The 26,238-nt window shown below is 71.8% G+C and carries 29 protein-coding genes; 14 read left to right on the forward strand and 15 right to left on the reverse strand.

Annotated features, from left to right (window positions below; translation table 11 throughout):
* Positions 1-174: 174 nt before the first annotated feature.
* Positions 175-1,431, forward strand: a complete 1,257-nt coding sequence (serB, locus tag ACN6LM_RS24630; RefSeq protein ID WP_203601239.1) for a phosphoserine phosphatase SerB — start codon at positions 175-177, stop codon at positions 1,429-1,431.
* A gap of 81 nt (positions 1,432-1,512) precedes the next feature.
* Here serB and ACN6LM_RS24635 read toward each other — a convergent pair whose 3' ends face one another.
* The 4 genes from ACN6LM_RS24635 to ACN6LM_RS24650 all read right to left on the reverse strand — a co-directional run bounded on the left by ACN6LM_RS24635 (position 1,513) and on the right by ACN6LM_RS24650 (position 3,874).
* Positions 1,513-2,031 carry a SixA phosphatase family protein gene (locus ACN6LM_RS24635; RefSeq protein ID WP_445067552.1) on the reverse strand — a complete coding sequence of 173 codons (519 nt, stop codon included), beginning with the start codon at positions 2,029-2,031 and terminating at the stop codon, positions 1,513-1,515.
* A 72-nt stretch (positions 2,032-2,103) separates the two neighbouring features.
* Entirely contained in the window at positions 2,104-2,304 is a 201-nt protein-coding gene (locus ACN6LM_RS24640) for a hypothetical protein (protein ID WP_164401207.1), read from the reverse strand.
* Between the two features lie 146 nt (positions 2,305-2,450).
* A complete protein-coding gene (locus tag ACN6LM_RS24645) occupies positions 2,451-2,561 on the reverse strand; it encodes an SGM_5486 family transporter-associated protein (protein WP_260697003.1) in 111 nt (36 codons plus the stop codon).
* A gap of 26 nt (positions 2,562-2,587) precedes the next feature.
* Entirely contained in the window at positions 2,588-3,874 is a 1,287-nt protein-coding gene (locus ACN6LM_RS24650) for a CynX/NimT family MFS transporter (protein WP_445067553.1), read from the reverse strand.
* A 100-nt stretch (positions 3,875-3,974) separates the two neighbouring features.
* Here ACN6LM_RS24650 and ACN6LM_RS24655 point away from each other — a divergent pair, with 100 nt between their 5' ends.
* Positions 3,975-4,649 carry a FadR/GntR family transcriptional regulator gene (locus ACN6LM_RS24655; protein ID WP_445067554.1) on the forward strand — a complete coding sequence of 225 codons (675 nt, stop codon included), beginning with the start codon at positions 3,975-3,977 and terminating at the stop codon, positions 4,647-4,649.
* A 9-nt stretch (positions 4,650-4,658) separates the two neighbouring features.
* Here the strand turns inward: ACN6LM_RS24655 and ACN6LM_RS24660 are convergent, their stop codons facing one another.
* The 3 genes from ACN6LM_RS24660 to fabG form a co-directional block, all read right to left on the reverse strand.
* Positions 4,659-5,039 (reverse strand): hypothetical protein, encoded by a 381-nt coding sequence (locus ACN6LM_RS24660; protein ID WP_445067555.1) that lies wholly within the window; start codon positions 5,037-5,039, stop codon positions 4,659-4,661.
* A 176-nt stretch (positions 5,040-5,215) separates the two neighbouring features.
* On the reverse strand, positions 5,216-5,983 hold the full coding sequence (fabI, locus tag ACN6LM_RS24665; RefSeq protein ID WP_445067556.1) for an enoyl-ACP reductase FabI: 768 nt from the start codon (positions 5,981-5,983) through the stop codon (positions 5,216-5,218).
* A 5-nt stretch (positions 5,984-5,988) separates the two neighbouring features.
* Positions 5,989-6,708 (reverse strand): 3-oxoacyl-[acyl-carrier-protein] reductase, encoded by a 720-nt coding sequence (gene fabG, locus ACN6LM_RS24670; RefSeq protein ID WP_018104724.1) that lies wholly within the window; start codon positions 6,706-6,708, stop codon positions 5,989-5,991.
* Positions 6,709-6,934: 226 nt separating this feature from the next.
* On the opposite strand from fabG, the gene ACN6LM_RS24675 reads away from it, so the two are divergent.
* Genes ACN6LM_RS24675 through tyrS form a run of 3 tightly spaced genes read left to right on the forward strand, consistent with a single transcriptional unit; the run spans position 6,935 to position 11,167 of the window.
* On the forward strand, positions 6,935-8,458 hold the full coding sequence (locus ACN6LM_RS24675) for a TldD/PmbA family protein (protein ID WP_445067557.1): 1,524 nt from the start codon (positions 6,935-6,937) through the stop codon (positions 8,456-8,458).
* Positions 8,455-9,849 (forward strand): metallopeptidase TldD-related protein, encoded by a 1,395-nt coding sequence (locus ACN6LM_RS24680; protein ID WP_445067558.1) that lies wholly within the window; start codon positions 8,455-8,457, stop codon positions 9,847-9,849. The genes ACN6LM_RS24675 and ACN6LM_RS24680 overlap by 4 nt, the downstream gene beginning before the upstream one ends.
* A 49-nt stretch (positions 9,850-9,898) precedes the next feature.
* Complete coding sequence (gene tyrS, locus ACN6LM_RS24685; protein ID WP_445067559.1) at positions 9,899-11,167, forward strand: tyrosine--tRNA ligase; 1,269 nt, start codon at positions 9,899-9,901, stop codon at positions 11,165-11,167.
* A gap of 75 nt (positions 11,168-11,242) precedes the next feature.
* Here the strand turns inward: tyrS and ACN6LM_RS24690 are convergent, their stop codons facing one another.
* Complete coding sequence (locus ACN6LM_RS24690; RefSeq protein ID WP_093709444.1) at positions 11,243-11,518, reverse strand: GlsB/YeaQ/YmgE family stress response membrane protein; 276 nt, start codon at positions 11,516-11,518, stop codon at positions 11,243-11,245.
* 195 nt (positions 11,519-11,713) lie between these two features.
* Here ACN6LM_RS24690 and ACN6LM_RS24695 point away from each other — a divergent pair, with 195 nt between their 5' ends.
* Together ACN6LM_RS24695 and ACN6LM_RS24700 are read left to right on the forward strand one after the other, a co-directional pair.
* Positions 11,714-12,082 (forward strand): DUF3099 domain-containing protein, encoded by a 369-nt coding sequence (locus ACN6LM_RS24695; RefSeq protein WP_445067561.1) that lies wholly within the window; start codon positions 11,714-11,716, stop codon positions 12,080-12,082.
* Between the two features lie 206 nt (positions 12,083-12,288).
* A complete protein-coding gene (locus ACN6LM_RS24700; protein ID WP_445067562.1) occupies positions 12,289-12,528 on the forward strand; it encodes a hypothetical protein in 240 nt (79 codons plus the stop codon).
* Positions 12,529-12,538: 10 nt separating this feature from the next.
* On the opposite strand, the gene moaA is transcribed toward ACN6LM_RS24700, so the two are convergent.
* The 3 genes from moaA to ACN6LM_RS24715 form a co-directional block, all read right to left on the reverse strand.
* Positions 12,539-13,528, reverse strand: a complete 990-nt coding sequence (gene moaA, locus ACN6LM_RS24705) for a GTP 3',8-cyclase MoaA (RefSeq protein ID WP_445067563.1) — start codon at positions 13,526-13,528, stop codon at positions 12,539-12,541.
* A gap of 149 nt (positions 13,529-13,677) precedes the next feature.
* Complete coding sequence (locus ACN6LM_RS24710) at positions 13,678-15,309, reverse strand: solute symporter family protein (RefSeq protein WP_445067564.1); 1,632 nt, start codon at positions 15,307-15,309, stop codon at positions 13,678-13,680.
* Complete coding sequence (locus ACN6LM_RS24715) at positions 15,306-15,671, reverse strand: DUF485 domain-containing protein (RefSeq protein WP_445067565.1); 366 nt, start codon at positions 15,669-15,671, stop codon at positions 15,306-15,308. The genes ACN6LM_RS24710 and ACN6LM_RS24715 overlap by 4 nt, the downstream gene beginning before the upstream one ends.
* 287 nt (positions 15,672-15,958) lie before the next feature.
* Between ACN6LM_RS24715 and ACN6LM_RS24720 the strand changes: the two genes are divergently transcribed.
* A complete protein-coding gene (locus ACN6LM_RS24720; protein ID WP_445067566.1) occupies positions 15,959-17,497 on the forward strand; it encodes a S8 family peptidase in 1,539 nt (512 codons plus the stop codon).
* 58 nt (positions 17,498-17,555) lie between these two features.
* On the opposite strand, the gene ACN6LM_RS24725 is transcribed toward ACN6LM_RS24720, so the two are convergent.
* From ACN6LM_RS24725 to ACN6LM_RS24735, 3 genes are read right to left on the reverse strand one after another with little or no spacing between them, the layout of a single operon-like run.
* The gene (locus ACN6LM_RS24725) at positions 17,556-18,599 is read right to left on the reverse strand and encodes a zinc-dependent alcohol dehydrogenase family protein (RefSeq protein ID WP_445067567.1); all 1,044 of its coding nucleotides are present in this window, start codon (positions 18,597-18,599) and stop codon (positions 17,556-17,558) included.
* Between the two features lie 21 nt (positions 18,600-18,620).
* Positions 18,621-19,280, reverse strand: a complete 660-nt coding sequence (locus ACN6LM_RS24730; protein ID WP_445067568.1) for a lysoplasmalogenase — start codon at positions 19,278-19,280, stop codon at positions 18,621-18,623.
* Positions 19,277-20,164: a sterol desaturase family protein gene (locus ACN6LM_RS24735; RefSeq protein ID WP_445067570.1), complete on the reverse strand. Its 888-nt coding sequence runs from the start codon at positions 20,162-20,164 to the stop codon at positions 19,277-19,279. Before ACN6LM_RS24735 ends, ACN6LM_RS24730 begins: the two co-directional genes overlap by 4 nt.
* Positions 20,165-20,312: 148 nt before the next feature.
* On the opposite strand from ACN6LM_RS24735, the gene ACN6LM_RS24740 reads away from it, so the two are divergent.
* Positions 20,313-20,585, forward strand: a complete 273-nt coding sequence (locus tag ACN6LM_RS24740) for a hypothetical protein (RefSeq protein ID WP_445067571.1) — start codon at positions 20,313-20,315, stop codon at positions 20,583-20,585.
* On the opposite strand, the gene ACN6LM_RS24745 is transcribed toward ACN6LM_RS24740, so the two are convergent.
* A complete protein-coding gene (locus ACN6LM_RS24745) occupies positions 20,582-21,295 on the reverse strand; it encodes a VIT1/CCC1 transporter family protein (protein WP_445067572.1) in 714 nt (237 codons plus the stop codon). The genes ACN6LM_RS24740 and ACN6LM_RS24745 overlap by 4 nt on opposite strands.
* A gap of 82 nt (positions 21,296-21,377) precedes the next feature.
* On the opposite strand from ACN6LM_RS24745, the gene ACN6LM_RS24750 reads away from it, so the two are divergent.
* The 5 genes from ACN6LM_RS24750 (at position 21,378) to ACN6LM_RS24770 (ending at position 26,206) form a co-directional block, all read left to right on the forward strand.
* Positions 21,378-22,385 carry a DEDDh family exonuclease gene (locus ACN6LM_RS24750; protein ID WP_445067573.1) on the forward strand — a complete coding sequence of 336 codons (1,008 nt, stop codon included), beginning with the start codon at positions 21,378-21,380 and terminating at the stop codon, positions 22,383-22,385.
* Between the two features lie 63 nt (positions 22,386-22,448).
* Positions 22,449-22,682, forward strand: coding sequence for a hypothetical protein (locus tag ACN6LM_RS24755; protein WP_026171732.1), 234 nt, complete (start codon positions 22,449-22,451; stop codon positions 22,680-22,682).
* A 71-nt stretch (positions 22,683-22,753) separates the two neighbouring features.
* Positions 22,754-23,557 (forward strand): SURF1 family cytochrome oxidase biogenesis protein, encoded by an 804-nt coding sequence (locus ACN6LM_RS24760; RefSeq protein ID WP_445067574.1) that lies wholly within the window; start codon positions 22,754-22,756, stop codon positions 23,555-23,557.
* 62 nt (positions 23,558-23,619) lie between these two features.
* Positions 23,620-25,446 (forward strand): glycoside hydrolase family 15 protein, encoded by a 1,827-nt coding sequence (locus tag ACN6LM_RS24765; protein ID WP_445067576.1) that lies wholly within the window; start codon positions 23,620-23,622, stop codon positions 25,444-25,446.
* Positions 25,447-25,450: 4 nt separating this feature from the next.
* Entirely contained in the window at positions 25,451-26,206 is a 756-nt protein-coding gene (locus ACN6LM_RS24770; RefSeq protein WP_445067577.1) for an SDR family oxidoreductase, read from the forward strand.
* Positions 26,207-26,238: the final 32 nt, after the last annotated feature.

Below are 26,238 nucleotides of genomic sequence, written 5' to 3' on the forward strand. Positions count from 1 at the left end.
TGGGGAACTATTCCAGGAGCAGTCCCGGATACGAAAGCCGGACGGCCGAGGGTGACCGCACCGAGACCTGCGCGGCCAGGCGAAAGGGGACGGACCGGGTGCGGGTGCCCGGGGTGTCCGGCACTCGGGACGGGCTGCCTGCGCGCGCCCGGGGACCGATACGGTGGAAACACCATGAGCGTATCCCGGCCTCCTGAGCCCGCCCTGTCTCCCGAGCCCGCCGCGTCCCGGCAGGGTCCGGACGTACCGACCCTTCTCGTGAAGATCTTCGGGAAGGACCGCCCCGGGATCACCGCGGGTCTCTTCGACACCCTCGCCGCCTACTCGGTCGACGTGGTCGACATCGAGCAGGTCGTGACCCGGGGCCGCATCGTCCTGTGCGCGCTGGTCACCGCCCCCACCGCGGGCGGGACCACCGAGGGCGAGCTGCGGGCCACCGTGCACAGCTGGGCGGAGTCGCTGAAGCTCCAGGCCGAGATCATCTCCGGCACCGGCGACAACCGGCCGCGCGGCGTCGGCCGTTCCCATGTGACGGTGCTGGGGCACCCGCTGACCGCGGAGTCCACGGCGGCCATAGCGGCCCGGATCACCTCGACCGGCGGGAACATCGACCGCATCTTCCGGCTGGCGAAGTACCCCGTCACGGCCGTCGAGTTCGCGGTGTCCGGTACGGGGACCGAGGAGCTGCGCACCGCGCTGGCGCCGGAGGCCGCGGGCATCGGCGTGGACGTGGCGGTCGTCTCGGCGGGGCTGAGCCGCCGGGCGCAGCGGCTCGTCGTGATGGACGTCGACTCGACCCTGATCCAGGACGAGGTCATCGAGCTGTTCGCGGCGCACGCGGGCTGCGAGGCCGAGGTCGCCGAGGTGACCGAGCGGGCGATGCGCGGCGAGCTGGACTTCGAGCAGTCGCTGCACGCCCGGGTGGCGCTGCTCGCGGGGCTGGACGCGTCCGTGGTGGACAAGGTCCGCTCCGAGGTACGGCTGACGCCGGGGGCCCGGACTCTGATCCGCACGCTGAAGCGGCTCGGCTACCAAGTGGGCGTGGTCTCGGGCGGTTTCACGCAGGTGACCGACGACCTGAAGGAGCGCCTGGGGCTCGACTTCGCCTCCGCCAACACGCTGGAGGTCGTGGACGGGAAGCTCACGGGCCGGGTGACCGGGGACATCGTGGACCGGGCGGGCAAGGCCCGGCTGCTGCGGAGCTTCGCCGCCGAGGCGGGGGTGCCGCTGGCGCAGACGGTGGCGATCGGTGACGGGGCCAACGACCTGGACATGCTGAACACGGCGGGGCTCGGGGTCGCGTTCAACGCGAAGCCGGTGGTCCGCGAGGCCGCGCACACGGCGGTGAACGTGCCGTTCCTGGACACCGTGCTCTATCTGCTCGGCGTCACCCGCGAGGAGGTCGAGGCGGCCGACGGCCTCGTGGAGTAGGTCGCGCCGCTCCTGCGCGGGAAGGGCCCCGGCTCGCACCTCATGGTGTGTGCCGGGGCCCTTCCCGTACGGGCGGGCGGGTCAGTCGTTGGGGGTCCAGTACTCGGCGAGCCGGCCGACGCCGTGCTCGACGGTCTTCCAGGGGCCGGTGAACCCGACCACGGCGAAGGCAGCGGTCGGGAAGCCGCCGCGCGCCATCCGGGAGAGCGCGTCGCCCTCGCCGCTGCCGGAGAGGGCGTCGGCGAGCGCGTGCATGCCCGGGTTGTGTCCGATGACCAGCAGGTCGGCGACGTCGTCCGGGGTCTCGTTCACCAGGGCGATCAGCTCGCCGAGCGATGCCTCGTAGAGCCGCTCCTCGTACACGGTCTTCGGGCGCTCGGGCATCTCGTGCACGGCCAGTTTCCACGTCTCACGTGTTCTGACGGCGGTCGAGCAGAGGGCCAGGTCGAAGACGATCCCGGAATCGGTCAGCTTGCGGCCCACCATGGGGGCCTCCATGCGGCCGCGCTCGGCCAGCGGCCGCTCGTGGTCGGACTCCTGCGACCATTCCGCCTTGGCATGCCTGAGAAGGACGATCCTGCGAGATGTATCGGCGCTCATACACTTCAGCTTCGCATGAAACGCGCCAGCCGGCGCAGGGTGTTGGAGGCTTCGTGCCCCCGGGCGCGGAGGTCAGCGGGTCAGCAGCTCCACGAGGTGCCGCAGCAACTGGCCGGCCGCCGATTCGCCGGTGGCGGCCTGCGCCTGGCCCGGTCCGGCGACCAGCAGCAGGAGCGCGGCGAAGGCGGCGGCGGGCAGCGCGACCGCCCACCACGGCAGCCGCACGCCGACACCGCTCGGCTCCGGACGGGTGGTGTGCGTACGGGCCGGCATGTCCGCCTCCGTGGGTGGTCGGTTCTGGTACTCAGAACCTACGGAGGCTGAGGCGCCGCTCCTATCCGGTGACCCACCCACTTCACCCTGACCCTGGCCCCCTAGGGGATGGGGGTGCTAGCACCACCCCGGCCGGGGCCGGGGCGTCAGGGGGACGCGATGGCGGCGATGACGCCGACGACGACCGTGATCAGCAGCATGGCCCCGAAGACGAGGAGCAGCTTCTTCTGACCGTTCTGGGGGTTCGGATCGAGCACAGGTGACATGGACCCAGTCTCGCATCTCAGGATTCGTCCTCGATCGTCCGGTCCCGGCCGGCCAGGACGCCCATGGCCATCTGCGGCACCATCAGCGCGGCCATCAGCGCGATCGGCACCCCCCAGCCGCCGCTGTGCTGGTAGAGCACGCCGACCAGGAGCGGCCCGGGGATCGAGATCAGGTAGCCGGTGGACTGGGCGAACGCGGACAGCCGGACCACTCCGGCGCCGCTGCGGGCCCGCATGCCGATCATCGTGAGGGCGAGCGGGAACGCGCAGTTCGAGATGCCCAGCAGCAGCGCCCAGGCCCAGGCGCCGCCGGAGGGGGCCAGGTAGAGGCCCGCGTAGCCGGTCAGGCCGCAGGCGCCGAGGAAGACGACGATCGGGCCCTGGGTGCGCATCCGGGCGGCGACGCGCGGGATGACGAAGGCGAGCGGGACGCCCATGGCCATGGTGACCGCGAGCAGGACGCCGGCGGTGCCGGCGGAGACACCGGCGTCCCGGAAGATCTGCGGCATCCAGCCCATGGTGATGTACGCGGCGGTGGCCTGGAGGCCGAAGAAGCAGGCGAGGGCCCAGGCGGTCCGGCTGCGGGTGATCCGGAGTTCCCGGGCCTGCGGCTGCGCGGCGGCGGACGGCTCGTGCGGGGTGGCCCGGTCCCGTACAAGCGGGATCCAGGGCAGGATCGCGGCGGCGGCCAGGACGGCCCAGATGCCGAGGCCGGCCTTCCAGCTGCCGCCCATCGCGTCAGTGAGGGGCACGGTCACGGCGGCGGCGAGCGATGTGCCGAGGGCCAGGGCCATGGAGTAGAGGCCGGTCATGGAGCCGACGCGGTCGGGGAACCAGCGCTTGACGATCACCGGCATCAGGACGTTGCTGACGGCGATGCCCATGAGGGCCAGGGCGCTGGCGGCGAGGAAGCCGGCCGTGCCGCCGACCAGGGGCCGGATCACCAGGCCCGCCGTGATGGCGACCATGCCCGCGCACACCACCGCACCGGCGCCGAAGCGGCGGGCGAGGCGCGGTGCCATGACACCGAAGACCGCGAAGCAGAGCGGGGGCACCGAGGTGAGGATCCCGGCGACGCTGCCGCTCATGTGCAGCCCGTCCCGGACCTCTTCGAGGAGGGCGCCGAGGCTGGTGATGGCGGGGCGGAGGTTGAGCGCGGTGAGGACGAGCCCGATGGCGACCAGGCGCAGCGCCCACGGCGCGGGGCCGGACCGCGGTGCGGCGGCGTCGGCGCGGGTGGCTGCCGGGGCGCCGGGGCTCAGGGTCCCGGTCGCGGTCTGGGGAGTCGTCTCTTCGTCACGCATGAGGCCATCATAGAATCATGGGATGATTGGTTGTCCATTCCGTCCGCCCACCGGACCCTGAGAGGATCGGACCCATGAGCAGTTGCGACCGAGGAGCACCATGGCGCTGACGTCCCCGAGGCGTTCGGCTCTCGCCGACCAGGTGATTGCCCAGCTGAGGAACCAGATCACCACGGGCGAGTGGCCGGTGGGCTCCCGCATTCCGACCGAACCCGAGCTGGTCGAGCAGCTGGGGGTGGCCCGCAACACGGTCCGGGAGGCGGTCCGGGCGCTCGCGCACAACGGGCTGCTGGACATCCGGCAGGGCTCGGGCACCTATGTGGTCGCCACCAGCGAGCTGGCCGGGGTGATGCACCGCCGGTTCGCCGCGGCGGACCCGCGCCACATCGCGGAGCTCCGGTCGACCCTGGAGTCCTCGGCGGCGCGCCTTGCCGCGGTCCGGCGCACCGACCGGGACCTGAAGCAGCTGGACGCGCTGATGCGGCGGCGCGAGGAGACCTGGGCGGCCGGTGACGCCGAGGCGTTCGTGGCCGCCGACGCGACGCTGCACCTGGCCGTGGTGGCCGCTTCCCACAACGACGTGCTGACGGGGCTCTACGCGGACCTGGGCGACCTGCTGCGGGACTACCTGCGCGGCGATGTCGGCCAGGAGCTGCGGCCGGAGAACCACATGGACCACAGCCGCCTGGTCGAGGCGATCCGGGCCGGCGACGCGGAGACGGCGGCGACGGAGGCCGCGAGCCATGCGCTGACCTGCCTGGCGGACCGGGTCTAGACCTGGCCTCTAGGCTTTGGGCGCCGCACTGTGGGTGACCCAGGCGGAGGCGACTTCCTTCCAGCAGCGGTCGGCCAGGCGCACCGTGCGCCCCGGCCCGACGGTGACCGGCTCGGCGTCCGCGTCCACGTCCCACCAGCGGGCGCACTCGGTGTGCAGCTGGACGCGGTCGGCCGAGGGGTACGGGTTGTGGCAGTAGGCGACGACCCGGGAACCCTCGACGGATGTACGGCACTCGGAGCCGGCTGGTTCGGGGCTGGGCGCGGGAGGTGCGGCCGCGCCGGCGGCTCCGACGTGCCCGGCGGCGTACAGGCCGGCCGGGAGGAGCAGCGCGGCGACGACCGCGCCGGAGGCCAGCAGGGACCGGGTTCGGTGAGGTGTGCGACGCACAGCGATCTCCTCCCCACGCCTGACCGGAAGTCCGGTTCCTCCACATTCTGCGGTGGATCGTCCGGCTTTTCGACCTGAGCGCGGCAAGGGCGTACGCGGCGGGAGAAACGACCGCGCACCGCCTCCGGAGGACGCCGGGGACGGTGCGCGGTCGGAACGTACGGGACCGGGGGGGGTCAGGCGCCCATCATGTGCACGCCGCTGTCGACGTGGATGATCTCGCCGGTGGTCCTCGGGAAGAAGTCCGAGAGCAGCGCGACGATGCCGCGGCCGGCCGGCTCCGGGTCCTTCATGTCCCAGGCCAGCGGCGCGCGGGTGTTCCACACGTCGGCGAGCCCGTCGAAGCCCGGGATGGACTTCGCGGCCATGGAGCCGAGCGGCCCGGCCGAGATCAGGTTGCAGCGGATGCCGTCCGGGCCCAGGTCGCGGGCCAGGTAGCGGGAGGTGGCCTCCAGGGCGGCCTTGGCCGGGCCCATCCAGTCGTACTGCGGCCAGGCGAACTGCGCGTCGAAGGTGAGGCCGACGATCGAGCCACCCTCACTCATCAGCGGCTTGCAGGCCATGGCGAGCGACTTCAGCGAGAACGCCGAGACGTGCATCGCCGTGGAGACCGACTCGAAGGGGGTGTTGAGGAAGTTGCCGCCGAGCGCGTCCTGCGGCGCGAAGCCGATGGAGTGCACCACGCCGTCCAGCGACCCCAGCTCGTCGCGGACCAGGCCGGCGAGGCGGTCCAGGTGCTCCTGGTTGGTCACGTCGAGCTCGATGACCTTGGCGGGCTCGGGGAGCTTCTTGGCGATGCGCTCGGTCAGGGTGGGACGCGGGAAGGCGGTCAGGATGACCTCCGCGCCCTGCTCCTGGGCCACCTTGGCGGCGTGGAACGCGATGGACGACTCCATCAGCACCCCGGTGATGAGGATGCGCTTGCCGTCGAGAATTCCGCTCATGGTGATCAGTGACCCATGCCCAATCCGCCGTCAACGGGGATGACGGCTCCAGTGATGTACGACGCGTCGTCGGAGGCGAGGAAGCGCACCGCGGCGGCGATCTCCTCGGGCTGCGCGTAACGCGCGAGCGGCACCTGGGCCACGATGCCCTTGCGCTGCTCCTCGGTGAGCACCTGCGTCATGTCGGTGTCGACGAAGCCGGGCGCGACGACGTTGAAAGTGATGTTCCGCGAACCCAGCTCGCGCGCCAGGGACCGGGCGAATCCGACCAGACCGGCCTTGGAGGCCGCGTAGTTGGCCTGGCCCGCCGAGCCGAGGAGGCCGACGACGGAGGAGATCAGGACGACGCGGCCCTTCTTGGCGCGCAGCATGCCGCGGTTGGCGCGCTTGACGACCCGGAAGGTGCCGGTGAGGTTGGTGTCGAGTACGGACGTGAAGTCCTCCTCGGACATCCGCATCAGCAACTGGTCCTTGGTGATACCGGCGTTGGCGACCAGCACCTCCACGTTGCCGTGCTTCTCCTCGATCTCCTTGTAGCCCTGCTCCACCTGCTCCGGGTCCGTGATGTCGCAACGGACCGCGAGGACACCGGCTTCGGTGAGCTCGGCGGGCGGCTCGCCGGAACGATAGGTGATCGCGACCTTGTCGCCGTTGTCGGCGAAAGCGCGGGCGATGGCGAGGCCGATGCCCCGGTTTCCTCCGGTGACGAGAACCGAGCGGCTCAACGGATCACCCTTTCGTTAGCGGTCTGGTACCTCGGAAACCTATCGGTACCGTCCGCGCGGCGGGGAATCGGCCCCTGACAGCGCCTCTGGCCGGGCACTGTCGGGTTCCTACAGTCCGGGACCCGGAGGCGTCCCGGGGACAATTCCTCCGCGCCGGGGCGTGGGCCGTGCTTCACTGCCTCGTAAACGATCCGAGGGTATGTGACCGCGAAGGAGAGGCCGCCCCGTGCCCCATGAGGTAGATCAGTCGTTCCTGGCGCTTCCGCTACGGGCCCTCGCCGACGCGGCGCTCGCCCGGGCGCGGGCGCTCGGGGCGGCGCACGCCGACTTCCGGTTCGAGCGGGTGCGCAGTGCCACCTGGCGGCTGCGGGACGCCCGGCCCGCCGGGGGCTCCGACACCACCGACCTCGGTTACGCGGTCCGGGTCGTGCACGGCGGGGCCTGGGGGTTCGCCTCGGGCGTCGACCTGACGATGGACGCGGCGGCGCGGGTGGCCTCGCAGGCCGTCGCGATGGCCAAGCTGTCGGCGAAGGTGATCGCGGCGGCGGGGTCCGGCGAGAGGGTGGAGCTGGCGGACGAGCCCTCGCACGGGGAGCGCACCTGGGTCTCGGCGTACGAGGTCGACCCCTTCGACGTACCGGCCGGGGAGAAGGCCGGGCTGCTCGCCGAGTGGAGCGCGCGGCTGCTGGCGGCCGAGGGCGTGGCGCATGTGGACGCCTCGCTGATGGCCGTGCACGAGAACAAGTTCTACGCGGACACGGCGGGCACGGTGACCACGCAGCAGCGGGTCCGGCTGCACCCGGAGTTCACGGCCGTGGCGGTGGACTCCGCGACCGGCGAGTTCGACTCGATGCGCACCATCGCGCCGCCGGTGGGGCGCGGCTGGGAGTACCTGACCGGGACCGGCTGGGACTGGGCCGGGGAGCTGGAGCGCATCCCGGGGCTGCTGGCCGAGAAGATGCGGGCGCCGAGTGTGGAGGCGGGGACGTACGACCTGGTCGTGGACCCGTCCAACCTGTGGCTGACGATCCACGAGTCGATCGGCCACGCCACGGAGCTGGACCGGGCGCTGGGTTACGAGGCGGCCTACGCGGGAACGTCGTTCGCCACGTTCGACCAGCTGGGGAAGCTGGCGTACGGCTCGCCCGTGATGAACGTGACGGGTGACCGCACCGCCGAGCACGGGCTCGCGACGATCGGCTACGACGACGAGGGCGTCGAGGCGCAGTCCTGGGACCTGGTGAAGGACGGGACGCTGGTGGGCTACCAGACGGACCGCCGGATCGCGAAGCTCACCGGCCTGGGCCGGTCCAACGGCTGCGCGTACGCGGACTCCCCCGGCCATGTCCCCGTACAGCGCATGGCGAACGTGTCGTTGCGGCCGGACCCGGGCGGGCTCTCCACGGAGGACCTGATCGGCGGGGTGGAGCGCGGGATCTACGTGGTCGGGGACCGGTCGTGGTCCATCGACATGCAGCGGTACAACTTCCAGTTCACCGGACAGCGGTTCTTCCGCATCGAGAACGGCCGGCTGGCCGGGCAGCTGCGCGATGTCGCGTACCAGGCGACGACGACGGACTTCTGGGGCTCGATGGAGAAGGTCGGCGGCCCGCAGACGTACGTGCTGGGCGGCGCCTTCAACTGCGGCAAGGCCCAGCCGGGCCAGGTCGCGGCCGTCTCCCACGGCTGCCCGTCGGCCCTCTTCCGGGGCGTGAACATCCTCAATACGACGCAGGAGGCCGGGCGATGAGCCGCGTCAGCAAGCCGTACGAGATCGTCGAGCGGGCGCTCGGGCTGTCGACCGCCGACGGCTGTGTGGTCATCGCGGACGAGGAGTCGTCGGCGAACCTGCGCTGGGCCGGCAACACCCTGACCACGAACGGGGTCACCCGGGGCCGGACCCTGACCGTCGTCGCCACGGTCGACGGCGCCGAGGGCTCCGCCTCCGGGGTGGTCTCCCGGGCCGCCGTCACGACGGACGACCTGGAGCCGCTGGTCCGGGCCGCCGAGGCCGCCGCGCGCGCCGCGGGACCGGCCGAGGACGCCCAGCCGCTGGTCACCGGGGTGCCCGCGTCGCCCGACTTCGCGGACGCGCCGGCCGAGACGGACTCCGGTGTGTTCGCCGCGTTCGCGCCGGCCCTCGGGGACGCCTTCGCCCGGGCCCGGGCCGGGGGACGTGAGCTGTACGGCTTCGCCCACCACCAGATGACCTCCACCTACCTGGGCACCTCCACGGGGCTGCGGCTGCGCCACGACCAGCCGAACGGCACGCTGGAGCTGAACGCCAAGTCGCCCGACCGCACCCGTTCCGCCTGGGCGGGCCGCTCCACGCGGGACTTCAAGGACGTCGACCCGGCCGTGATGGACGCGGAGCTCGCGCGGCGGCTCGGCTGGGCGGAGCGCCGGATCGAGCTGCCCGCCGGGCGGTACGAGACGCTGCTGCCGCCGACCGCGGTGGCGGACCTGCTGATCTACCAGCTCTGGTCCTCCACGGCACGGGACGCGGCGGAGGGCCGGACGGTGTTCTCCAAGCCGGGCGGCGGTACCCGGCTCGGCGAGACGCTGTCCCCGCTGCCGCTGACCCTGCGCAGCGACCCGCACGCGCCGGGCCTGGAGTCGGCGCCCTTCGTCATCGCGCACTCCTCCGGGGACGGCGGCTCGGTCTTCGACAACGGGCTGCCGCTGGGCCGGACCGACTGGATCGCCGGCGGCCGCCTGGAGCGGCTGACGACGACCCGGCACACCGCGGCGCTGACGAAGCAGCCGCTCGCCCCCGCGGTCGACAACCTCATCCTGGAGGGCGGGGGCGAGAGGTCGCTGGAGGAGATGGCCGCCGCCACGACCGGCCGCGCGCTGCTGCTGACCTGCCTCTGGTACATCCGCGAGGTGGACCCGGCCACGCTGCTGCTGACCGGGCTGACCCGGGACGGGGTCTACCTGGTGGAGGACGGCGAGGTGGTGGGCGAGGTGAACAACTTCCGGTTCAACGAGTCCCCCGTCGACCTGCTGTCCCGGGCCACCGAGGCGGGCCGCACCGAGAAGACGCTGCCGCGCGAGTGGGGCGACTGGTTCACCCGGGCCGCGATGCCCGCGCTGCGCGTCCCGGACTTCAACATGAGCTCGGTCAGCCGGGGCGTCTGACCCGCCTAGACTGAACCGTCAAACGTATCGCTTAAGGAGCACTGGAACCGTGACGGACATCGTCGACGAGCTGAAGTGGCGCGGGCTGTTCGCCCAGTCCACCGACGAGGACGCATTGCGCAAGGCTCTCGCGGACGGTCCCGTCACGTTCTATTGCGGCTACGACCCCACCGCGGCCAGCCTGCACGTCGGCCACCTGGTGCAGGTGCTCACCATGCGCCGGCTCCAGCAGGCCGGGCTGCGGCCGCTCGCCCTGGTGGGCGGGGCCACCGGCCAGATCGGTGACCCCCGGCCGACCGCCGAGCGCACGCTGAACGACCCGGAGACCGTCGCCCAGTGGGTGACCCGGCTGCGGGCGCAGATCGAGCCGTTCCTGTCCTTCGAGGGCGAGAACGCCGCGGTCATGGTGAACAACCTGGACTGGACCGCGGGGATGTCCGCGATCGAGTTCCTGCGGGACATCGGCAAGCACTTCCGGGTCAACAAGATGCTGACCAAGGAGTCCATCGCCCGCCGGCTGGAGTCCGACGAGGGCATCAGCTACACCGAGTTCAGCTACCAGCTGCTCCAGAGTATGGACTTCCTGGAGCTGTACCGCCGCTACGGCTGCACCCTCCAGCAGGGCGGCAGCGACCAGTGGGGCAACCTCACGGCCGGTCTGGACCTGATCCACCGCCTGGAGCCGGGCGCCGAGGTGCACGCGCTGGCGACGCCGCTGATGACGAAGGCGGACGGCACCAAGTTCGGCAAGTCGGAGGGCGGGGCCGTCTGGCTCGACGCCGGGATGACGACGCCGTACGCGTTCTACCAGTTCTGGCTGAACGTGGACGACCGGGACATCTCGCGCTACATGCGCATCCTCAGCTTCCGGACCCCGGCCGAGCTGGAGGAGCTGGAGAAGGTCACGGAGGAGCGCCCGCAGGCGCGGACGGCGCAGCGCGCGCTGGCCGAGGAGCTGACGACGCTGGTGCACGGGGCGGACCAGTGCGCCGCGGTCGTCGCCGCGTCGAAGGCCCTGTTCGGCCAGGGTGAGCTCGGTGAGCTGGACGAGGCGACGCTGAGCGCCGCCCTGTCCGAGGTGCCGCACGCCCGGGTCACCGAGCTTGGCCCGCTGGTGGACCTCCTGGTGGAGACCGGTCTGGCGCCGAGCAAGTCGGGGGCGCGGCGCACGGTCAAGGAGGGCGGCGCGTACGTGAACAACGTCAAGGCCGTCGACGGCGAGGCGGCCCCGGCCCGCGAGGAGTTGCTGCACGGGCGCTGGCTGGTACTGCGCCGGGGCAAGAAGAACCTGGCGGCGATCGAGGTCACGGCCGGCTGAGCCGTATCCGTACCGCATGGCAGAGGCCGGGCGCGCGTGGTGCGTGCCCGCCCTCTGCCGTTGTTTCCGGCGGATTCAGGTGCGCTGTCTGTTGCCCCGGAGCGAGGCGTACAGCATGTCGCCGACACCGACCACCACCACCGCGCCGATGAGCTGGAGCACATGGCGCGTCCAGTCGATGCCCTTGGTGTCGTTGACCCCGATCCAGGTGGCGACAGCATTTCCGAGGACGCTGCCGATCATGCCGAAGATGACCGTCAGCCAGAGGGGGATCTGCTGCTTGCCCGGCAGGATCGCCTTGGCGATCAGTCCGAGCACCAGGCCCACGATGATTGCCCACAACCAGCCCATGCTGCCTCCTTGAGCGACGCCGTGTCGCGCATGTCCCGCCCAGTCTCGGCGCTGCGGCGGCCCGCCGCACGTCGGGCGGGTCCGTGCGGGCGGGGGCGGAATGTACGCATACGGCGTGCCCCGGTCTCGTGGGCGCCGGATGCCGGGCGTAGCGTAGGAGCGGCCGGTCCGGGTCCGGGGAAGGTTGGTGGGGACGTGGTGCGCAAACAGGGTGATGCGGAGGTCTTCCGGATCACGGGGGCCCGGCAGGGGCTCGCCGAGGACGTGCGGGGCAGACAGCGCCGCTATGTGATCTCGATGAGCGTGCGCACGGTGTCGGTGGTGGCCGCCGCGGTCCTGTGGAACGTGGAACGGCACATCGCGTTCGTGGCGCTCGGCCTCGGGGTGCTGCTGCCGTACGTGGCCGTCGTCATCGCCAACGCGGGCCGCGAGACCAGCCCCGCGCTGCCGTCCACGTTCGTGCTGCCGCCCCAGTCGTATCCGGCTCTCGAAGCGGGTGCGGCGGCGCCCTCACCGCAGTCCGGACGCGGTTTCCGGTCTTCGGATGCGGCGGAGCACGACTGAGCCCAGGACGGGGTGAAGCTCAAGAAAAGCTCAGATCAATCATGAAGTTCCGGTGCACTGCGGCAGGGTGTGCGTGACATACTTTGAAAGCGCTCCGCATCCCCCGTCGGAGCGACGGACCGACGCCGGGCAGCTCCCCCCGTGGCTGCCCGGCGTCGCCATTCCCGCGTCCGGGCGCGCGTCCGGCACCCTCTAGGGTTGAGTCCGTGAACTCCCCGGAATCCGCCGAGAATCCCGCCCCCGTGTGTTCGGCCAAGGGCTGCCGGGCCGACGCCGTCTGGGTGCTGGCCTGGAACAACCCGAAGCTGCACACGCCGGAGCGCCGCAAGACGTGGCTGGCCTGCGAGGAGCACCGGGAGCACCTGTCCTCGTTCCTCGGGGTGCGGGGCTTCCTCAAGGACGTGGTGAAGCTGGCGGAGTGGGAGTCCCGCCCCGCGTCCCCGTGACGGGACGGGGTCAGCCGCCGATCGCGGACATCGGGCGGTCGGGCTGGAGGAAGCTCGGGTCGTCAAGGCCGGATCCGGCCTTCTTGCCCCACATCGCCTGCTTCCAGACGCGGGCGATCTCCTCGTCGGGCGCCTCCGAGCGCAGCGCCGCGCGCAGGTCGGTCTCCTCGCGGGCGAACAGGCAGGTGCGGACCTGTCCGTCGGCGGTGAGCCGGGTGCGGTCGCAGGCCCGGCAGAAGGGGCGGGTGACGGAGGCGATGACGCCGACCCGGTGCGGTCCGCCGTCGACGGTCCAGCGCTCGGCGGGGGCGGAGCCGCGCTCGCCGTCGTCCTCGGGGGTGAGGTCGAAGCGGGTGCGCAGGGAGGCGAGGATGTCGCCCGCGGTGATCATGCCGTCGCGCTTCCAGCCGTGCTGGGCGTCCAGCGGCATCTGCTCGATGAAGCGGAGTTCGTAACCGTTCTCGACGGCCCAGGCGAGCAGGTCGGGGGCCTCGTCGTCGTTGAGCCCCGGCATCAGGACGGTGTTGACCTTGACGGGGGTGAGCCCGGCGTCGCGGGCGGCTTCCAGGCCGGCCAGCACGTCGTGGTGGCGGTCGCGGCGGGTGAGGGTCTTGAACACCTCGGGCCGCAGGGTGTCGAGCGAGACGTTGACCCGGTCGAGGCCGGCGTCCTTCAGTGCGGCGGCGGTCCGCTTCAGCCCGATGCCGTTGGTGGTGAGGGACATCCTCGGGCGGGGCTCCAGCCCGGCGCAGCGCTGGACGATGGAGACGAGGCCGGGGCGCAGCAGCGGTTCGCCGCCGGTGAAGCGGACCTCGGTGACGCCGAGCGTGGTGACGGCGATGCGGACGAGCCGGACGATCTCGTCGTCGCTGAGGAGATCGGGCTTGGCCAGCCACTGCAGACCCTCCTCGGGCATGCAGTACGTGCAGCGCAGGTTGCACCGGTCGGTGAGCGAGACGCGCAGGTCGGTGGCGACCCGGCCATAGGTGTCGATGAGCACGGTGGCCCCCTCCCCCGGTGACTTCCCGGTCGCGGTATCTGACTCTTTCGAGCCTACGCGAGACCGGTGGGGGCGGAGGGGGCCCGTTTGCACGAGGCGCGGCGAGGCCGCGTCGTAGGACCCTACGACGCGGCCTCGTACGGGCGTGGTCAGTGGGCTCCGATGCCGGTGAGGGACTTGACCTCCAGTTCGGCGTACTTGCCCTTGTCCGGCTCCTCCTTGGACAGGAGTGAGCCGATCCAGCCGAGCAGGAAGCCGAGCGGGATGGAGATCAGGCCGGGGTTCTCCAGCGGGAACCAGGCGAAGTCGACGCCCTTGAACATCGAGCTCTTCGCGTTGCCGGAGACGACCGGCGAGAACAGCACCAGGATCACGGAGGAGGCCAGGCCGCCGTAGATCGACCAGAGCGCGCCCTGGGTGGTGAAGCGCTTCCAGAAGAGGCTGTAGAGGATCGTCGGCAGGTTGGCGGAGGCGGCGACGGCGAAGGCGAGGGCGACGAGACCGGCGACGTTCATGTCGCGGGCGAAGACGCCGAGGACGATCGCGGCGGCGCCGATGAAGACCGTGGACCAGCGGGCGGCCTTCATCTCCTCCTTCTCGGTGGCCTGCCCCTTGCGGATGACGTTGGCGTAGATGTCGTGCGCGAAGGAGGACGAGGAGGCGAGGGTCAGTCCGGCGACGACGGCGAGGATGGTGGCGAAGGCGACGGCGGAGATGACGGCGAGCATGACCGCTCCGCCGGTGGTGCCGGTCCCGCCGAGGTATTCGGCGAGCTGCGGGGCGGCGGTGTTGCCCGGCGCCTTGATGTTCTTCGGGCCGATCAGCGCGGCGGCGCCGAAGCCCAGGGCGATGGTCATCAGGTAGAAGGCGCCGATGATGCCGATGGCCCAGTTGACGGACTTACGGGCGGCCTTGGCGGTGGGCACCGTGTAGAAGCGGATCAGGATGTGCGGCAGCCCCGCGGTGCCGAGGACCAGGGCCAGGCCGAGGGAGAGGAAGTCCAGCTTCGAGGTGCCGGTGGCTCCGTACTTCAGTCCGGGCTCCAGGAACGCGGAGCCGTGGCCGCTCTTCTCGGCGGCGGTGCCCAGCAGGTCGGAGACGTTGAAGTCGAACTTCCACAGCACCATGAGGGTCATCAGGAGGGCACCGGCGATGAGCAGGACGGCCTTGACCATCTGGACCCAGGTGGTGCCCTTCATCCCGCCGATGGTGACGTAGACGATCATCAGTACGCCGACCAGCGCAACGATGAGGATCTTTCCGCCGTCGCTGCTGATGCCGAGGAGCAGGGTGACCAGTGCTCCGGCGCCCGCCATCTGTGCCAGCAGGTAGAAGATCGACACGATGATGGTGGAGACGCCCGCCGCGGTGCGCACCGGGCGCTGCCGCATCCGGTAGGCGAGTACGTCGCCCATGGTGTAACGGCCCGAGTTGCGCAGGGGTTCGGCGACGAGCAGGAGCGCCACCAGCCAGGCGACGAGGAAGCCGATGGAGTAGAGGAAGCCGTCGTAGCCGAAGAGGGCGATGGCGCCCGCGATGCCGAGGAAGGACGCGGCGGACATGTAGTCGCCGGAGACCGCGAGTCCGTTCTGGAAGGCGGTGAACTGGCGCCCGCCCGCGTAGAAGTCGGAGGCGCTGCGGGTCTGGCGGCCGGCCCAGACGGTGATGCCGAGGGTGGCGGCGACGAAGACCGCGAACAGCGTGATGATGAGCGGCCGGTGCTCGCTGGTGGACGAGGCGGCGAGGGTCACGGCGGTGTGGGAGTGGTACGCGGCGCTCATGCGTCGGCCTCCATGCGGCTCTTGATGGCCTCGGCCTTCGGGTCCAGCTTCGCGTTGGCGTGGCGCGAGTAGAACCAGGCGATGAGGAAGGTGGTGACGAACTGGGCGAGGCCGAAGACGAAGGCCACGTTGATGTTGCTGAAGACCTTGGTGCCCATGAAGCCGCCCGCGTAGTTGGAGAGCAGCACGTACAGCAGGTACCAGAGGACGAAGGCGACGGTCAGCGGGAAGGCGAATGAGCGGTGGGAGCGGCGCAGTTCGCCGAACTCCGGGCCGGCTTGCTCCGCGAGGAACGCCTCGGTCGTGGGCTGGGCAGGGCTCTTCTCCGTATTGCCCTCGGGCGGCGGTGCATCGGTAGCCACGGATTCTCCTCGCGACGCGGGTGCGGTGGTGGGGACGGTCGGTTGCACGGGGGACCTCGTTCTCGGGGAGGGTGGTGCGCTTCCCCTGACAACGGCACGCAGCCCGCGGCGAAGCGGTTCACTTGGGTTCCCCCCTTCTCCCCGTCACCCCTTCGGGCGGTCCGATGAGCACGTGTTCGTGCGAATCGATTGATGTGCCGGGATGATCGGCGCTAGCTTCACTGGTCATGTACGCGACCGGGCGCGCCGTGTGCCCGGTCGGCTGACACGGATGAAGTGGAGACCCCATGGCTCATCTGGTATCCGGACGGACGCGCGCACTCACGCTGCCCGTCGGATTGGCCCTCACCGCCTCGCTCGGCTTCCTGCCGGCGGGGGTGGCCTCCGCCACGCCGGCGGGGCACGGTGCCCCCGCCGCGGCGGTGCCCGCGGACGGACCGGAACTGTCGTACGTGGTCAACACCCAGGGCGGTCGCGGGACCGTCAAGCAGGTGCGCAAGGCGATAGAACGGGCCGGCGGCACGGTGGTGATCGCCTACGACCGGATCGGCGTCATCGTCGTCCACTCGAAGAACCCGGACTTCGCGAAGACGGTCCGCAAGGTCAGGGGCGTCCAGTCCGCGGGCGCCACGCGCACCAACCCGATCGTGCCCCAGGCCACCAAGGACATCGGGGTCGAGCAGCCCCTGACGGCCGCGCAGGAGAAGGCCGCGGCGGCGGAGGCGACGGCGGACCAGGACCCGATGGAGCCGTTGCAGTGGGACCTGCCGGCCATCAAGGCGGACAAGGCCCACCAGACGTCGCTGGGCAGTTCCCGGGTGACGGTCGCGGTCATCGACACCGGGGTGGACGACACCCATCCGGACCTCGCGCCCAACTTCGACCGCGCGGCCTCCGCGAACTGCGTGTCGGGCGCCCCGGACACCACGGAGGGCGCCTGGCGGCCGAACCCCGGCGAGAGCGACCACGGCACCCACGTCGCCGGCACCATCGCGGCGGCCAAGAACGGCATCGGCGTGACGGGTGTGGCGCCGGGCGTGAAGGTGTCCGGCATCAAGGTCGCCAACCCGGACGGCTTCTTCTACACCGAGTCCGTCGTCTGCGGCTTCGTCTGGGCCGCCGACCACGGGGTCGACGTCACCAACAACAGCTATTACACCGACCCGTGGATGTACAACTGCAAGAACGACCCGGACCAGGGCGCCCTGGTCGAGGCCGTGTACCGGGCCACCCGGTACGCCGAACTGAAGGGCGCGGTCAACGTCGCGGCCGCCGGGAACTCCGCCGAGGACCTGGCGGCGGACTCCATCGAGGACACCACCAGCCCGAACGACACCACCCCGGGCGGCCGGACCGTCGACCCGCGCCAGTGCCTGGACATCCCGACGATGCTCCCGGGCGTCGTCACGGTCTCGGCGACGGGCGCGAAGGGCCTGAAGGCGTCGTACTCGAACTACGGGAACGGGGTCATCGACGTGGCCGCGCCCGGCGGGGACTCGACCGTCTACCAGACGCCCGAGCCCCCGGCGACGAGCGGTCTGATCCTCTCGACGCTGCCGGGCGGCAAGTACGGCTACAAGGCCGGTACGTCGATGGCGTCCCCGCACGTCGCCGGCGTCGTGGCCCTGATCAAGTCCAAGCACCCGTACGCGACGCCCGCCGCGGTCAAGGCGCTGCTGACGCTGGAGGCGGACGCGAAGGCGTGCGACGACCCGTACGACATCAACGGCGACGGCACGGCCGACGCGGTCTGCGAGGGCGGCAAGAACCGCAACGGCTTCTACGGGGCCGGAGTGGTGGACGCCCTGGACGCCGTGCGCTGGTGACTCCGCGGTCCGGGGGCCGGTGCGTTACGGCCCCCGGACCGCCGGATCACGGCGCGATTCAGGGTGTGATGAGGACCTTGAGCGCCGTGCGCCCGTCCATCGCCTTGTAGCCGGCCGGCACGTCGTCGAGCCCGACGGACAGGTCGAAGACGGGCGAGGGGTCGATGGTGCCGTCCAGCACGTCGGGCAGCAGCTCCGGGATGTACGTGCGCACGGGGGCGACGCCGCCGCGCAGGGCGATGTTCCGGTTGAACATGTCGCCGAGGTCGAGCCCGGTGCCGCTGCCGTGCGGGACGCCGACGTAGCCGATCGCCCCGCCGTCCCGGGTGATGCCGACGGCGGTGCGCATCGACTGCTCGGTGCCCACGGCCTCGATCACGCAGTGCGCGCCCTCGCCGCCGAGCAGCTCCCGTACGGCCGCGACCGCCGCTTCGCCGCGCTCCGCGACGACGTCGGTGGCGCCGAAGTCCCGGGCGATGTCCGTGCGCGCCGTGTGCCGGCCGAGCGCGATGATCCGCTCCGCGCCGAGCCGCTTGGCGGCCATCACACCGCACAGCCCGACCGCCCCGTCCCCGACGACGGCGACGGTCGCGCCGGCCCGTACGCCCGCTCCGACCGCCGCGTGGTGGCCGGTGCCGAGCACGTCGGAGAGGGCCAGCAGCGCGGTGAGCAGCCGGTCGTCGGAGGCCGCGGCGGGGGGCAGGGCGACCAGGGTGCCGTCGGCGTGCGGGACGCGGACGGCCTCGCCCTGCCCGCCGTCGGAGCCCGCCGAGCCCCAGAAGCCGCCCTGCGGGCAGGAGGTGGTCAGGCCCTCGGCGCAGTAGGCACAGGTTCCGTCGGACCAGACGAACGGCGCGACGACCAGGTCCCCGACGGCGAAGCCGCGCACCCCGGCCCCGGCCTCCTCGACGATCCCGAGGAACTCGTGGCCGATGCGCTGGCCGGGCTGCCGGGCGGACTCACCCCGGTAGGCCCACAGGTCACTGCCGCAGATGCAGGCCCGCAGGACCCTCAGCACCACGTCCGTGGGCTGCTGGATCACCGGGTCGGGCACCTCCTCCACGCGGATGTCGTGGGGGGCGTGGATAACGGTGGCGCGCATGCGTGGGGGTCCTCGCTGATCTCAGATGCTGATACTCCTTTCACGGTACGCCCCCGGGCCGGCTTCCTCCCGGGCCGGGCCCACTGCCCCCAGCGTGAGCAGGAGCTGCGCGGCGACATAGGTGAGCATCACCCAGAAGCCGGAGGCGGGGAGCTGCGGCCGGTCCGCGATGCCGGTGGCGATGAGCGCGTCGGAGAGCAGGAAGAGGGCCCCGCCGGTCGCCGCGTACCGGCCGAGGACGCCGGAGCGGTACGCCATGGCGGTCAGCAGGAGGCTGTAGCCGGCCATCGGGACACGCAGCCCGGCCGGCAGCCCGTCCCAGAGCAGCACGAGGAACACGGTGAGTACCGCGGCGTACGCGAGCGCCGGGAGCAGCGCCCCGCGCGCCCGGCCGAACAGCACCAGGTAGCAGACGTGCCCGGCGGCGAACCCCGCCATCCCGACGAGGAAGGCGAGGTCGGAGTCGGCCAGCAGGAGCACATCGCCCGCCCAGCCGCACAGCAGCGCCGCGATCAGCAGCCGGGGCGCGCGCCGGGCGAGGGCGTATCCGGCGAGCAGCGGCATCAGGAGCGGTTTGGCGCCGAGGTGGAGCCAGTCGGGGCCGGTGAGTACGCCGGCGAGGTCGACGGCGCACGCGACGAGGAAGGCGACGAGCAGGGGCCGCGCGTACCGCCCGCTCATGCGGTGCCCTCCGGGGCGGCGACGGGGGCGGCCGCGGTACGGGGCGCGGCTCCGGCCGGCTGCCAGCCCGGGCCGCGGAAGATCCGCCCGGCCCGCTCGCCCCAGCCGCTCGCCGCGCGCACGTCCCGGGCGATGGCGGCGTACTCGTGGGTGGCGACGCGCAGCGGGTTGTACGTGCGGATGTTCTTGGTGAGCCCGTAGACCGGCCGCTCCGTCTCCCGGGCGAACGAGCCGAACCAGCGGTCCCACACGATGAGGATGCCGCCGAAGTTGCGGTCGAGGTAGCCGCCCTGCGAGGCGTGGTGCACCCGGTGGTGGGAGGGCGTGTTGAGCACGTACTCGAAGGGCCGGGGCAGCTTGTCGATCCGCTCGGTGTGCACCCAGAACTGGTAGACGAGATTGGCCGAGGAGCAGAACGCGAGCGCCGCCGGGTGCACCCCGCAGGCGATGAGCGGCAGATAGAACGGCCAGGAGGTCAGCGAGGTCCAGGGCTGGCGCAGCGCGGTGGAGAGGTTGAACTTCTCGCTGGAGTGGTGGACCACGTGGCAGGCCCACAGGATGCGGATGACGTGGTGGCCCCGATGGGACCAGTAGTAGAAGAAGTCCTGGGCGAGCAGCATCAGCAGGACCGTCCACCACAGGACCGGGACGCGGAGCGGTGTCAGCTCGTACACCGCGGTGTAGACGGCGACGATGGGCACTTTCCACAGCAGGTCGAAGACCAGGCTGCCCAGCCCCATGGTGATGCTGGTGGCGGCGTCCTTCGCCTCGTAGCCGGCGGCGTCCTCGTCGGGATGGAAGTGGTGCAGCGCCATCTCCAGGACGGTGAGCAGGACGAAGGCCGGTATGGACCAGAGCACTACATCGGGCAGGTTCGTCGGCATGCCTGCACGGTAGGGCCGGGGTCGGCCGGGGGCCAGATGTTGTTACCAACAAGTATGTGAGACCGGCTGTCAGCACTCTTTGGCACCTTCCGACAGGGACGGGCGTCGTACGATCGATGCACCGGTGTGGCTTGGGGGAGGAACTACCGTGCAGGGACTGGAAGTTGCGTTGCTGAGGCTGGCGACGACGGTGATCGGCGCGGTGACCAGGTCACTGCTGGCGCCCAAGCCCGGCGCCGGTCTCGTTCCCGACCCGGTGCCCCCGCTCCCCCGCCCCGCGAAGCCGGACCGGCTGGCGAAGGTGCTGGGCGGGCGGCTGGCGGACGCGTACGCCGATGTGCCCGGGCACGAGCGCCTGGCCGCCGTGGGCCGGTTGGCCACCAACCCGCTGATGTGCGCCCTGCTGTGCGCCACCCCCTAAACCCCCGCCGCCCCCAGCAAATGCCCCGCCGCATACGTCACCGCCATGGCCACCGCTCCCCCGCCCATGTTCCGCAGCACCGCCGGGCCCGCCGCCGCCTCGCCCAGGCGGGCGCTCCACCAGCCCGTCACGGCCAGCACCGCGAGGACGGCGAGCACGGTCACCGGGACCCGGGCGGTGGCCGGGGGCAGCACGATCGCGAGCAACGGCAGCAGCGCGCCCACGGTGAACGCGAGGAAGCTGGCGCCCGCCGCGTGCCAGGGGTTGGTGAGGTCGTCCGGGTCGATGCCCAGTTCCACCTCCGCGTGGGCGCGCAGCGCATCGCGTTCGGTGAGCTGGACGGCGGCCTCCCGGGCGACCTCGCGGCTCAGCCCCTTGCCCTCCAAGAGGCCGGTCAGCTCGGCGAGTTCCGCCTCCGGGGTCTCCTGGAGCTCCCGCTTCTCGGTGGCCAGGGCGGCCTTCTCCGAGTCGCGCTGGGTGGACACCGAGACGTACTCCCCGGCCGCCATCGACAGCGACCCGGCGAGCAGTCCGGCCAGCCCGGCCGTCAGGAGGGCGCCCCGGTCGTCGGTGGCGCCGGCAACAACGACGACGAGCCCGGCGGTGGACACCACACCGTCATTCGCCCCGAGCACGGCGGCCCGCAGCCAGTTGAGCCGGGTGCCCAGTCCGGCAGCGTGAGGTTCGTCGTGCTCCGGCGCTCGCGTCATCCCGGGATGGTCTCACCTCGCGGCGCCCCGGGGCACGGACGCGCACCGAATAGGGGACTGTCCGAGTCGGCCCGTATTCTCTGTGACCATGCTCGACGACCCGCAGACCGCAGCACCATGGCCGGCCGCCTACCCGCAGGGGTACGCGGTCGTCGACGTGGAGACCACCGGGCTCGCCCGGGACGACCGGATAGTGTCCGCTGCCGTCTACCGCCTGGACGCGCGGGGCGACGTCGAGGACCACTGGTACACGCTGGTCAATCCGGAGCGCGACCCGGGTCCGGTCTGGATCCACGGGCTGACGAGCGACGTGCTGGAAGGGGCGCCGCTCTTCCCGGAGATCGCCGCCGAGCTGTCCGAACGGCTCGCGGACCGGGTGCTCGTCGCTCACAACGCCGCGTTCGACTGGTCGATGCTGGCGCGGGAGTACGCGCGCGCCTCGGTCACCGCGCCGGTCCGGCAGCGGCTGTGCACCATCGCGCTGGCCAAGGAGCTCCGGCTGCCGCTCGCCAACCACAAGCTGGCGTCCCTCGCGGAGCACTTCGGCGTGGTCCAGCAGCACGCGCACCACGCGCTGGACGACGCGCGGGTGCTGGCGGAGGCGTTCCGTCCGAGCCTGCACGCGGCGGCGCGTGACGGGGTGCGGCTGCCGCTGCTGGAGTGCCGGCCGCTGACCGAGTGGTCGCACTCGCCGGTGACCCCGCGGTCCGGCTCCTCTCCCTCGTACGGGGGACACACCTCCTGGCGCGCCTCGCGGAAGCGACCGGCCTGCCCGTACCCGAATCCGGGACGGTACGAGAAGGACAAACCGCTCATGCAGGGCATGCGGGTGGCGTTCTCCGGGGACACCTCGATCGATCGCGAACTGCTGGAGGACCGCGCGGTGGAGGCCGGGCTGCACGTGGCGACCAGCGTCTCCCGGCTGACCAGCCTGCTCGTCACCAACGACCCGGACTCGGCGACGTCGAAGACGGTGAAGGCGAAGGCGTACGGCACCCCGGTCCTCGACGAGAGCGCCTTCACGCACCTCCTGCGCGACGTCGCCCCGGCCGTCGCGAAGGTGCCGGCGCCCACGCCGTCATCGGAGTGAACCGGGGGCGACTCGCCGTCCGCCGGCCGCCCGTCGCCGCTTCCGCGTCCCACCCTGTGGCGCATGGCACGTTGTGAGGTCTGCGGAAACGACTACGGGATGTCCTTCGAGGTGCACGCGCAGGGCGCGGTGCACGTCTTCGACTGCTTCGCCTGCGCCATCCACCGCATGGCGCCCATCTGCGAGCACTGCCGGGTCCAGGTCATCGGCCAGGGGGTCGAGGTCGACGGGCACTGGTTCTGCGGCGGGCACTGCGCCCGCGCGGAGGGGAAGGTGGGCATCGTGGACCGCGTCTGAGGACAGGGGGCGGCCACCCCTTCGGCCACCCCGTGCGCGAGACACCCCGCGGCCGGTTGTACCGTCGTGGGGTGTACCGCTTCCTGATGACCCGGCAGTGGCTGATCCTCGCCCTCCTCTCGCTCGTGCTCATCCCCACGATGATCGAGCTGGGTTTCTGGCAGCTGCACCGGCACGAGCACAAGGTCGCGCAGAACGCCCTGATCTCGCGCAATCTCAAGGCGGCCCCGGTCGCCGTGTCCTCGCTCACCTCCCCCGGCCACACCGTTCCGCGCTCGGACTACTGGCGCACCGTGACGGCCACCGGGACCTTTGACGAGAAGCACGAGGTCGTCGTCCGCCGCAGGACCGCCACCGACGGCTCCATCGGCGTCCATGTGCTGATCCCGTTCGACCTCAAGGGCGGCGGCACGGTGATGGTCAACCGGGGCTGGGTGCCCTCCGCCGACGACCAGCACGCCTTCCCCGACGTACCGGCCGCCCCGAAGGGCGAGGTGACCGTCACCGGGCGGCTCAAGGCCGACGAGACGACCGGCGCGAGCGGCATCAAGGACATCTCGGACCTTCCGGACCGTCAGGTGATGCTGATCAGCAGCACCCAGCAGGCCCGGCTGCTCGACCGCCCGGTGCTCGGCGGCTACATCGAGCTGACCGCCCCGGCGCCGAAGAACGGCTCGCCCGAGCCGATCGAGGCCCCCGACGACAGCTCCATCGGCCCGCACATGGCGTACGCCGTGCAGTGGTGGCTGTTCGCCGCCGGGGTGCCTGTGGGCTTCGTGGTCCTGGCCCGGCGCGAGAAGCGCGACCGGATCGCCGCCGCTGAGGCGGCCGCCGCCGAGGACGCGACGCCGGAGCCCGAGCCCGCCCACGGGTGACTCCCGCCTCTCCTGGCACACAGCCTGCTTAACGGTGGCCGGGTTCGGGAAGACGCCTGAACGTGACCCCACGCATCGAGGACTACGCCCTCATCGGCGATCTCCAGACCGCGGCCCTGGTCGGCAAAAACGGTTCTGTCGACTGGTTGTGCCTGCCCCGCTTCGACTCGGGCGCCTGCTTCGCCGCCCTGCTCGGCGACGAGGACAACGGTCACTGGCGGATCGCGCCGAAGGGCGCGGACACCTGCACCCGGCGCGGCTACGCGGGCGACTCCCTCGTCCTGGAGACGTATTGGGAGACGCGCACCGGGACCGTCAAGGTGATCGACTTCATGCCGCAGCGCGACAAGGAGCCGGACGTGATGCGGATCGTCGAGGGGGTCAGCGGCACCGTCGAGATGTCGTCGGTGATCCGGCTGCGCTTCGACTTCGGGTCCATCGTGCCGTGGATGCGCCGCTCGGACGGCCACCGGGTCGCCGTCGCCGGACCGGACTCCGCCTGGCTGCGCAGCGAACCGCCGGTCAAGACGTGGGGCCAGCAGTTCTCCACCTGTTCGTCCTTCACGGTCTCCGAGGGCGACAAGGTGGCCTTCGTTCTGACCTGGCATCCCTCGCACTCGCCCCGGCCCAAGCGCGTCGACCCCTACGAGGCGCTGGAGAACGCCCTGACCGACTGGGCCGAGTGGTCCGCCCGCTGCGAGTACCAGGGGCCGTACCGGGACGCCGTGATCCGCTCACTGATCACTCTCAAGGCGCTGACCTTCGGCCCGACCGGCGGCATCGTGGCGGCCCCGACCACCTCGCTCCCGGAGGAGATCGGCGGCGTACGGAACTGGGACTACCGCTTCTGCTGGCTGCGGGACTCCACGCTCACCCTCGGCGCGCTGATCTCGGCCGGCTATGTGGAGGAGGCCGCCGCCTGGCGGGACTGGCTGCTGCGCGCGGTCGCCGGGGACCCGGCCGACCTCCAGATCATGTACGGGCTGGCCGGCGAGCGCAGACTCCCCGAGTCCGAGCTGCCGTGGCTGCGCGGTTACGAGAACTCCGCCCCGGTCCGGATCGGCAACGCGGCGGTGCGCCAGCGCCAGCTGGACGTGTACGGGGAGGTCATCGACTCGCTCCGGCTGGCCCGTGACGCGGGCCTGGACGACAAGCCGCACGCCTGGAGCCTCCAGCTCAGCCTGCTCGGGTTCCTGGAGTCCACCTGGCGCGAACCGGACGAGGGCCTGTGGGAGATCCGCGGGCAGCGGCGCCACTTCGTGCACTCCAAGGTGATGGCCTGGGTCGCGGCCGACCGGGCGGTGCGCAGCCTGGAGGACGACCCCTCGCTGGCCGGGGACGCGGACCGCTGGCGGGCGATGCGGGACGCCGTGCACCGGGAGGTGTGCGAGAAGGGCTACGACCCGGTGCGCAACACCTTCACCCAGTCGTACGGCTCCCGGGAACTGGACGCCTCGACGCTCCTGATCGCCCGGACCGGCTTCCTGCCGCCGGACGACCCCCGGGTGATCGGCACGGTGGACGCGGTGCGCGAGGAGCTGGGCAGCGGTGGTCTGGTGCGCCGCTACAGCACGGACGGCGTCTCGATCGACGGGCTGCCGGGCGGCGAGGGCGCGTTTCTGGCCTGCTCGTTCTGGCTGGCGGACGCCCTGCGGCTGACCGGGCGCACCGGGGAGGCGACCGAGCTCTTCGAGCGGCTGCTCGCCCTGCGCAACGACGTGGGCCTGCTGGCCGAGGAGTACGACACGGCGGCGGGGCGCCAGCTCGGCAACTTCCCGCAGGCGTTCAGCCATATCGGCCTGGTCGGTACGGCGGTGGCGCTGGCCGAGGCGCAGCCCGTGGAGGAGCGGGCCGCCGAGGACACGGACCCGGGCGGCACGGCAGGATAGGGCCATGGATCTTGGACTGAAGGACCGTGTGTACATCGTCACCGGAGCGACGCGCGGGCTCGGCTACGCCACCGCGCGGGCCCTGGTGGCGGACGGCGCGAAGGTGATCATCACCGGCCGGGACGAGAAGCGCGCCCAGCAGGCCGCCGCCGACCTGGGCCCGGACGCCGTCGGTCTCGCCGCCGACAACGCCGACCCGGCGGCGGCCGAACGACTGGTGGAGGCCGCCCAGGAGGGCCTGGGCCGGCTCGACGGCATCCTCATCAGCGTCGGCGGCCCGCCGCCGGGCGGGATCGCGGACAACACCGACGAGCAGTGGCAGACGGCTTTCGATTCGGTCTTCCTGGGTGCGGTACGGCTGGCCAGGGCCGCCGCCGCGGCGCTCGGCGAGGGCGGGGTCATCGGCTTCGTGCTGTCCGGCTCCGTCCACGAGCCGATTCCCGGGCTGACCGTCTCCAACGGGCTGCGCCCCGGCCTGGCCGGCGTCGCCAAGTCGATGGCCGACGAGCTGGGCCCGCGCGGCATCCGGGTCGTGGGCCTGCTGCCGGCCCGGATCGACACGGACCGGGTGCGGGAGCTGGACGCGCTGTCGGGCGACGCGGAGGCCGCGCGCAACGCCAACGAGGCGAACATCCCGCTGCGCCGCTACGGCACCCCGGAGGAGTTCGGCCGCACGGCGGCGTTCCTGCTGTCCCCCGCCGCCTCGTACCTGACGGGCATCATGGTGCCGGTCGACGGCGGCCACCGGCACGGATTCTGAGCCGCGGGTGGTGGCGCGGGGGTCCGCGCCAC

Source organism: Streptomyces sp. SAS_281 (assembly GCF_052542855.1).

Bases quoted from the DNA above. Each gene is read 5' to 3' on its own strand.
- ACN6LM_RS24770 (WP_445067577.1), top strand. From the start codon at position 25,451: ATGGATCTTGGACTGAAGGACCGTGTGTACATCGTCACCGGAGCGACG.
- ACN6LM_RS24690 (WP_093709444.1), bottom strand. From the start codon at position 11,518: ATGGGCTGGTTGTGGGCAATCATCGTGGGCCTGGTGCTCGGACTGATC.
- ACN6LM_RS24745 (WP_445067572.1), bottom strand. From the start codon at position 21,295: ATGACGCGAGCGCCGGAGCACGACGAACCTCACGCTGCCGGACTGGGC.
- fabI (WP_445067556.1), bottom strand. From the start codon at position 5,983: ATGAGCGGAATTCTCGACGGCAAGCGCATCCTCATCACCGGGGTGCTG.
- ACN6LM_RS24725 (WP_445067567.1), bottom strand. From the start codon at position 18,599: ATGCGCGCCACCGTTATCCACGCCCCCCACGACATCCGCGTGGAGGAG.
- ACN6LM_RS24655 (WP_445067554.1), top strand. From the start codon at position 3,975: ATGGCGCTGACGTCCCCGAGGCGTTCGGCTCTCGCCGACCAGGTGATT.
- ACN6LM_RS24710 (WP_445067564.1), bottom strand. From the start codon at position 15,309: ATGAGCGCCGCGTACCACTCCCACACCGCCGTGACCCTCGCCGCCTCG.
- ACN6LM_RS24735 (WP_445067570.1), bottom strand. From the start codon at position 20,164: ATGCCGACGAACCTGCCCGATGTAGTGCTCTGGTCCATACCGGCCTTC.
- ACN6LM_RS24755 (WP_026171732.1), top strand. From the start codon at position 22,449: ATGGCACGTTGTGAGGTCTGCGGAAACGACTACGGGATGTCCTTCGAG.
- ACN6LM_RS24730 (WP_445067568.1), bottom strand. From the start codon at position 19,280: ATGAGCGGGCGGTACGCGCGGCCCCTGCTCGTCGCCTTCCTCGTCGCG.
- ACN6LM_RS24640 (WP_164401207.1), bottom strand. From the start codon at position 2,304: ATGCCGGCCCGTACGCACACCACCCGTCCGGAGCCGAGCGGTGTCGGC.
- ACN6LM_RS24650 (WP_445067553.1), bottom strand. From the start codon at position 3,874: ATGCGTGACGAAGAGACGACTCCCCAGACCGCGACCGGGACCCTGAGC.
- ACN6LM_RS24635 (WP_445067552.1), bottom strand. From the start codon at position 2,031: ATGAGCGCCGATACATCTCGCAGGATCGTCCTTCTCAGGCATGCCAAG.
- serB (WP_203601239.1), top strand. From the start codon at position 175: ATGAGCGTATCCCGGCCTCCTGAGCCCGCCCTGTCTCCCGAGCCCGCC.
- ACN6LM_RS24680 (WP_445067558.1), top strand. From the start codon at position 8,455: ATGAGCCGCGTCAGCAAGCCGTACGAGATCGTCGAGCGGGCGCTCGGG.
- ACN6LM_RS24720 (WP_445067566.1), top strand. From the start codon at position 15,959: ATGGCTCATCTGGTATCCGGACGGACGCGCGCACTCACGCTGCCCGTC.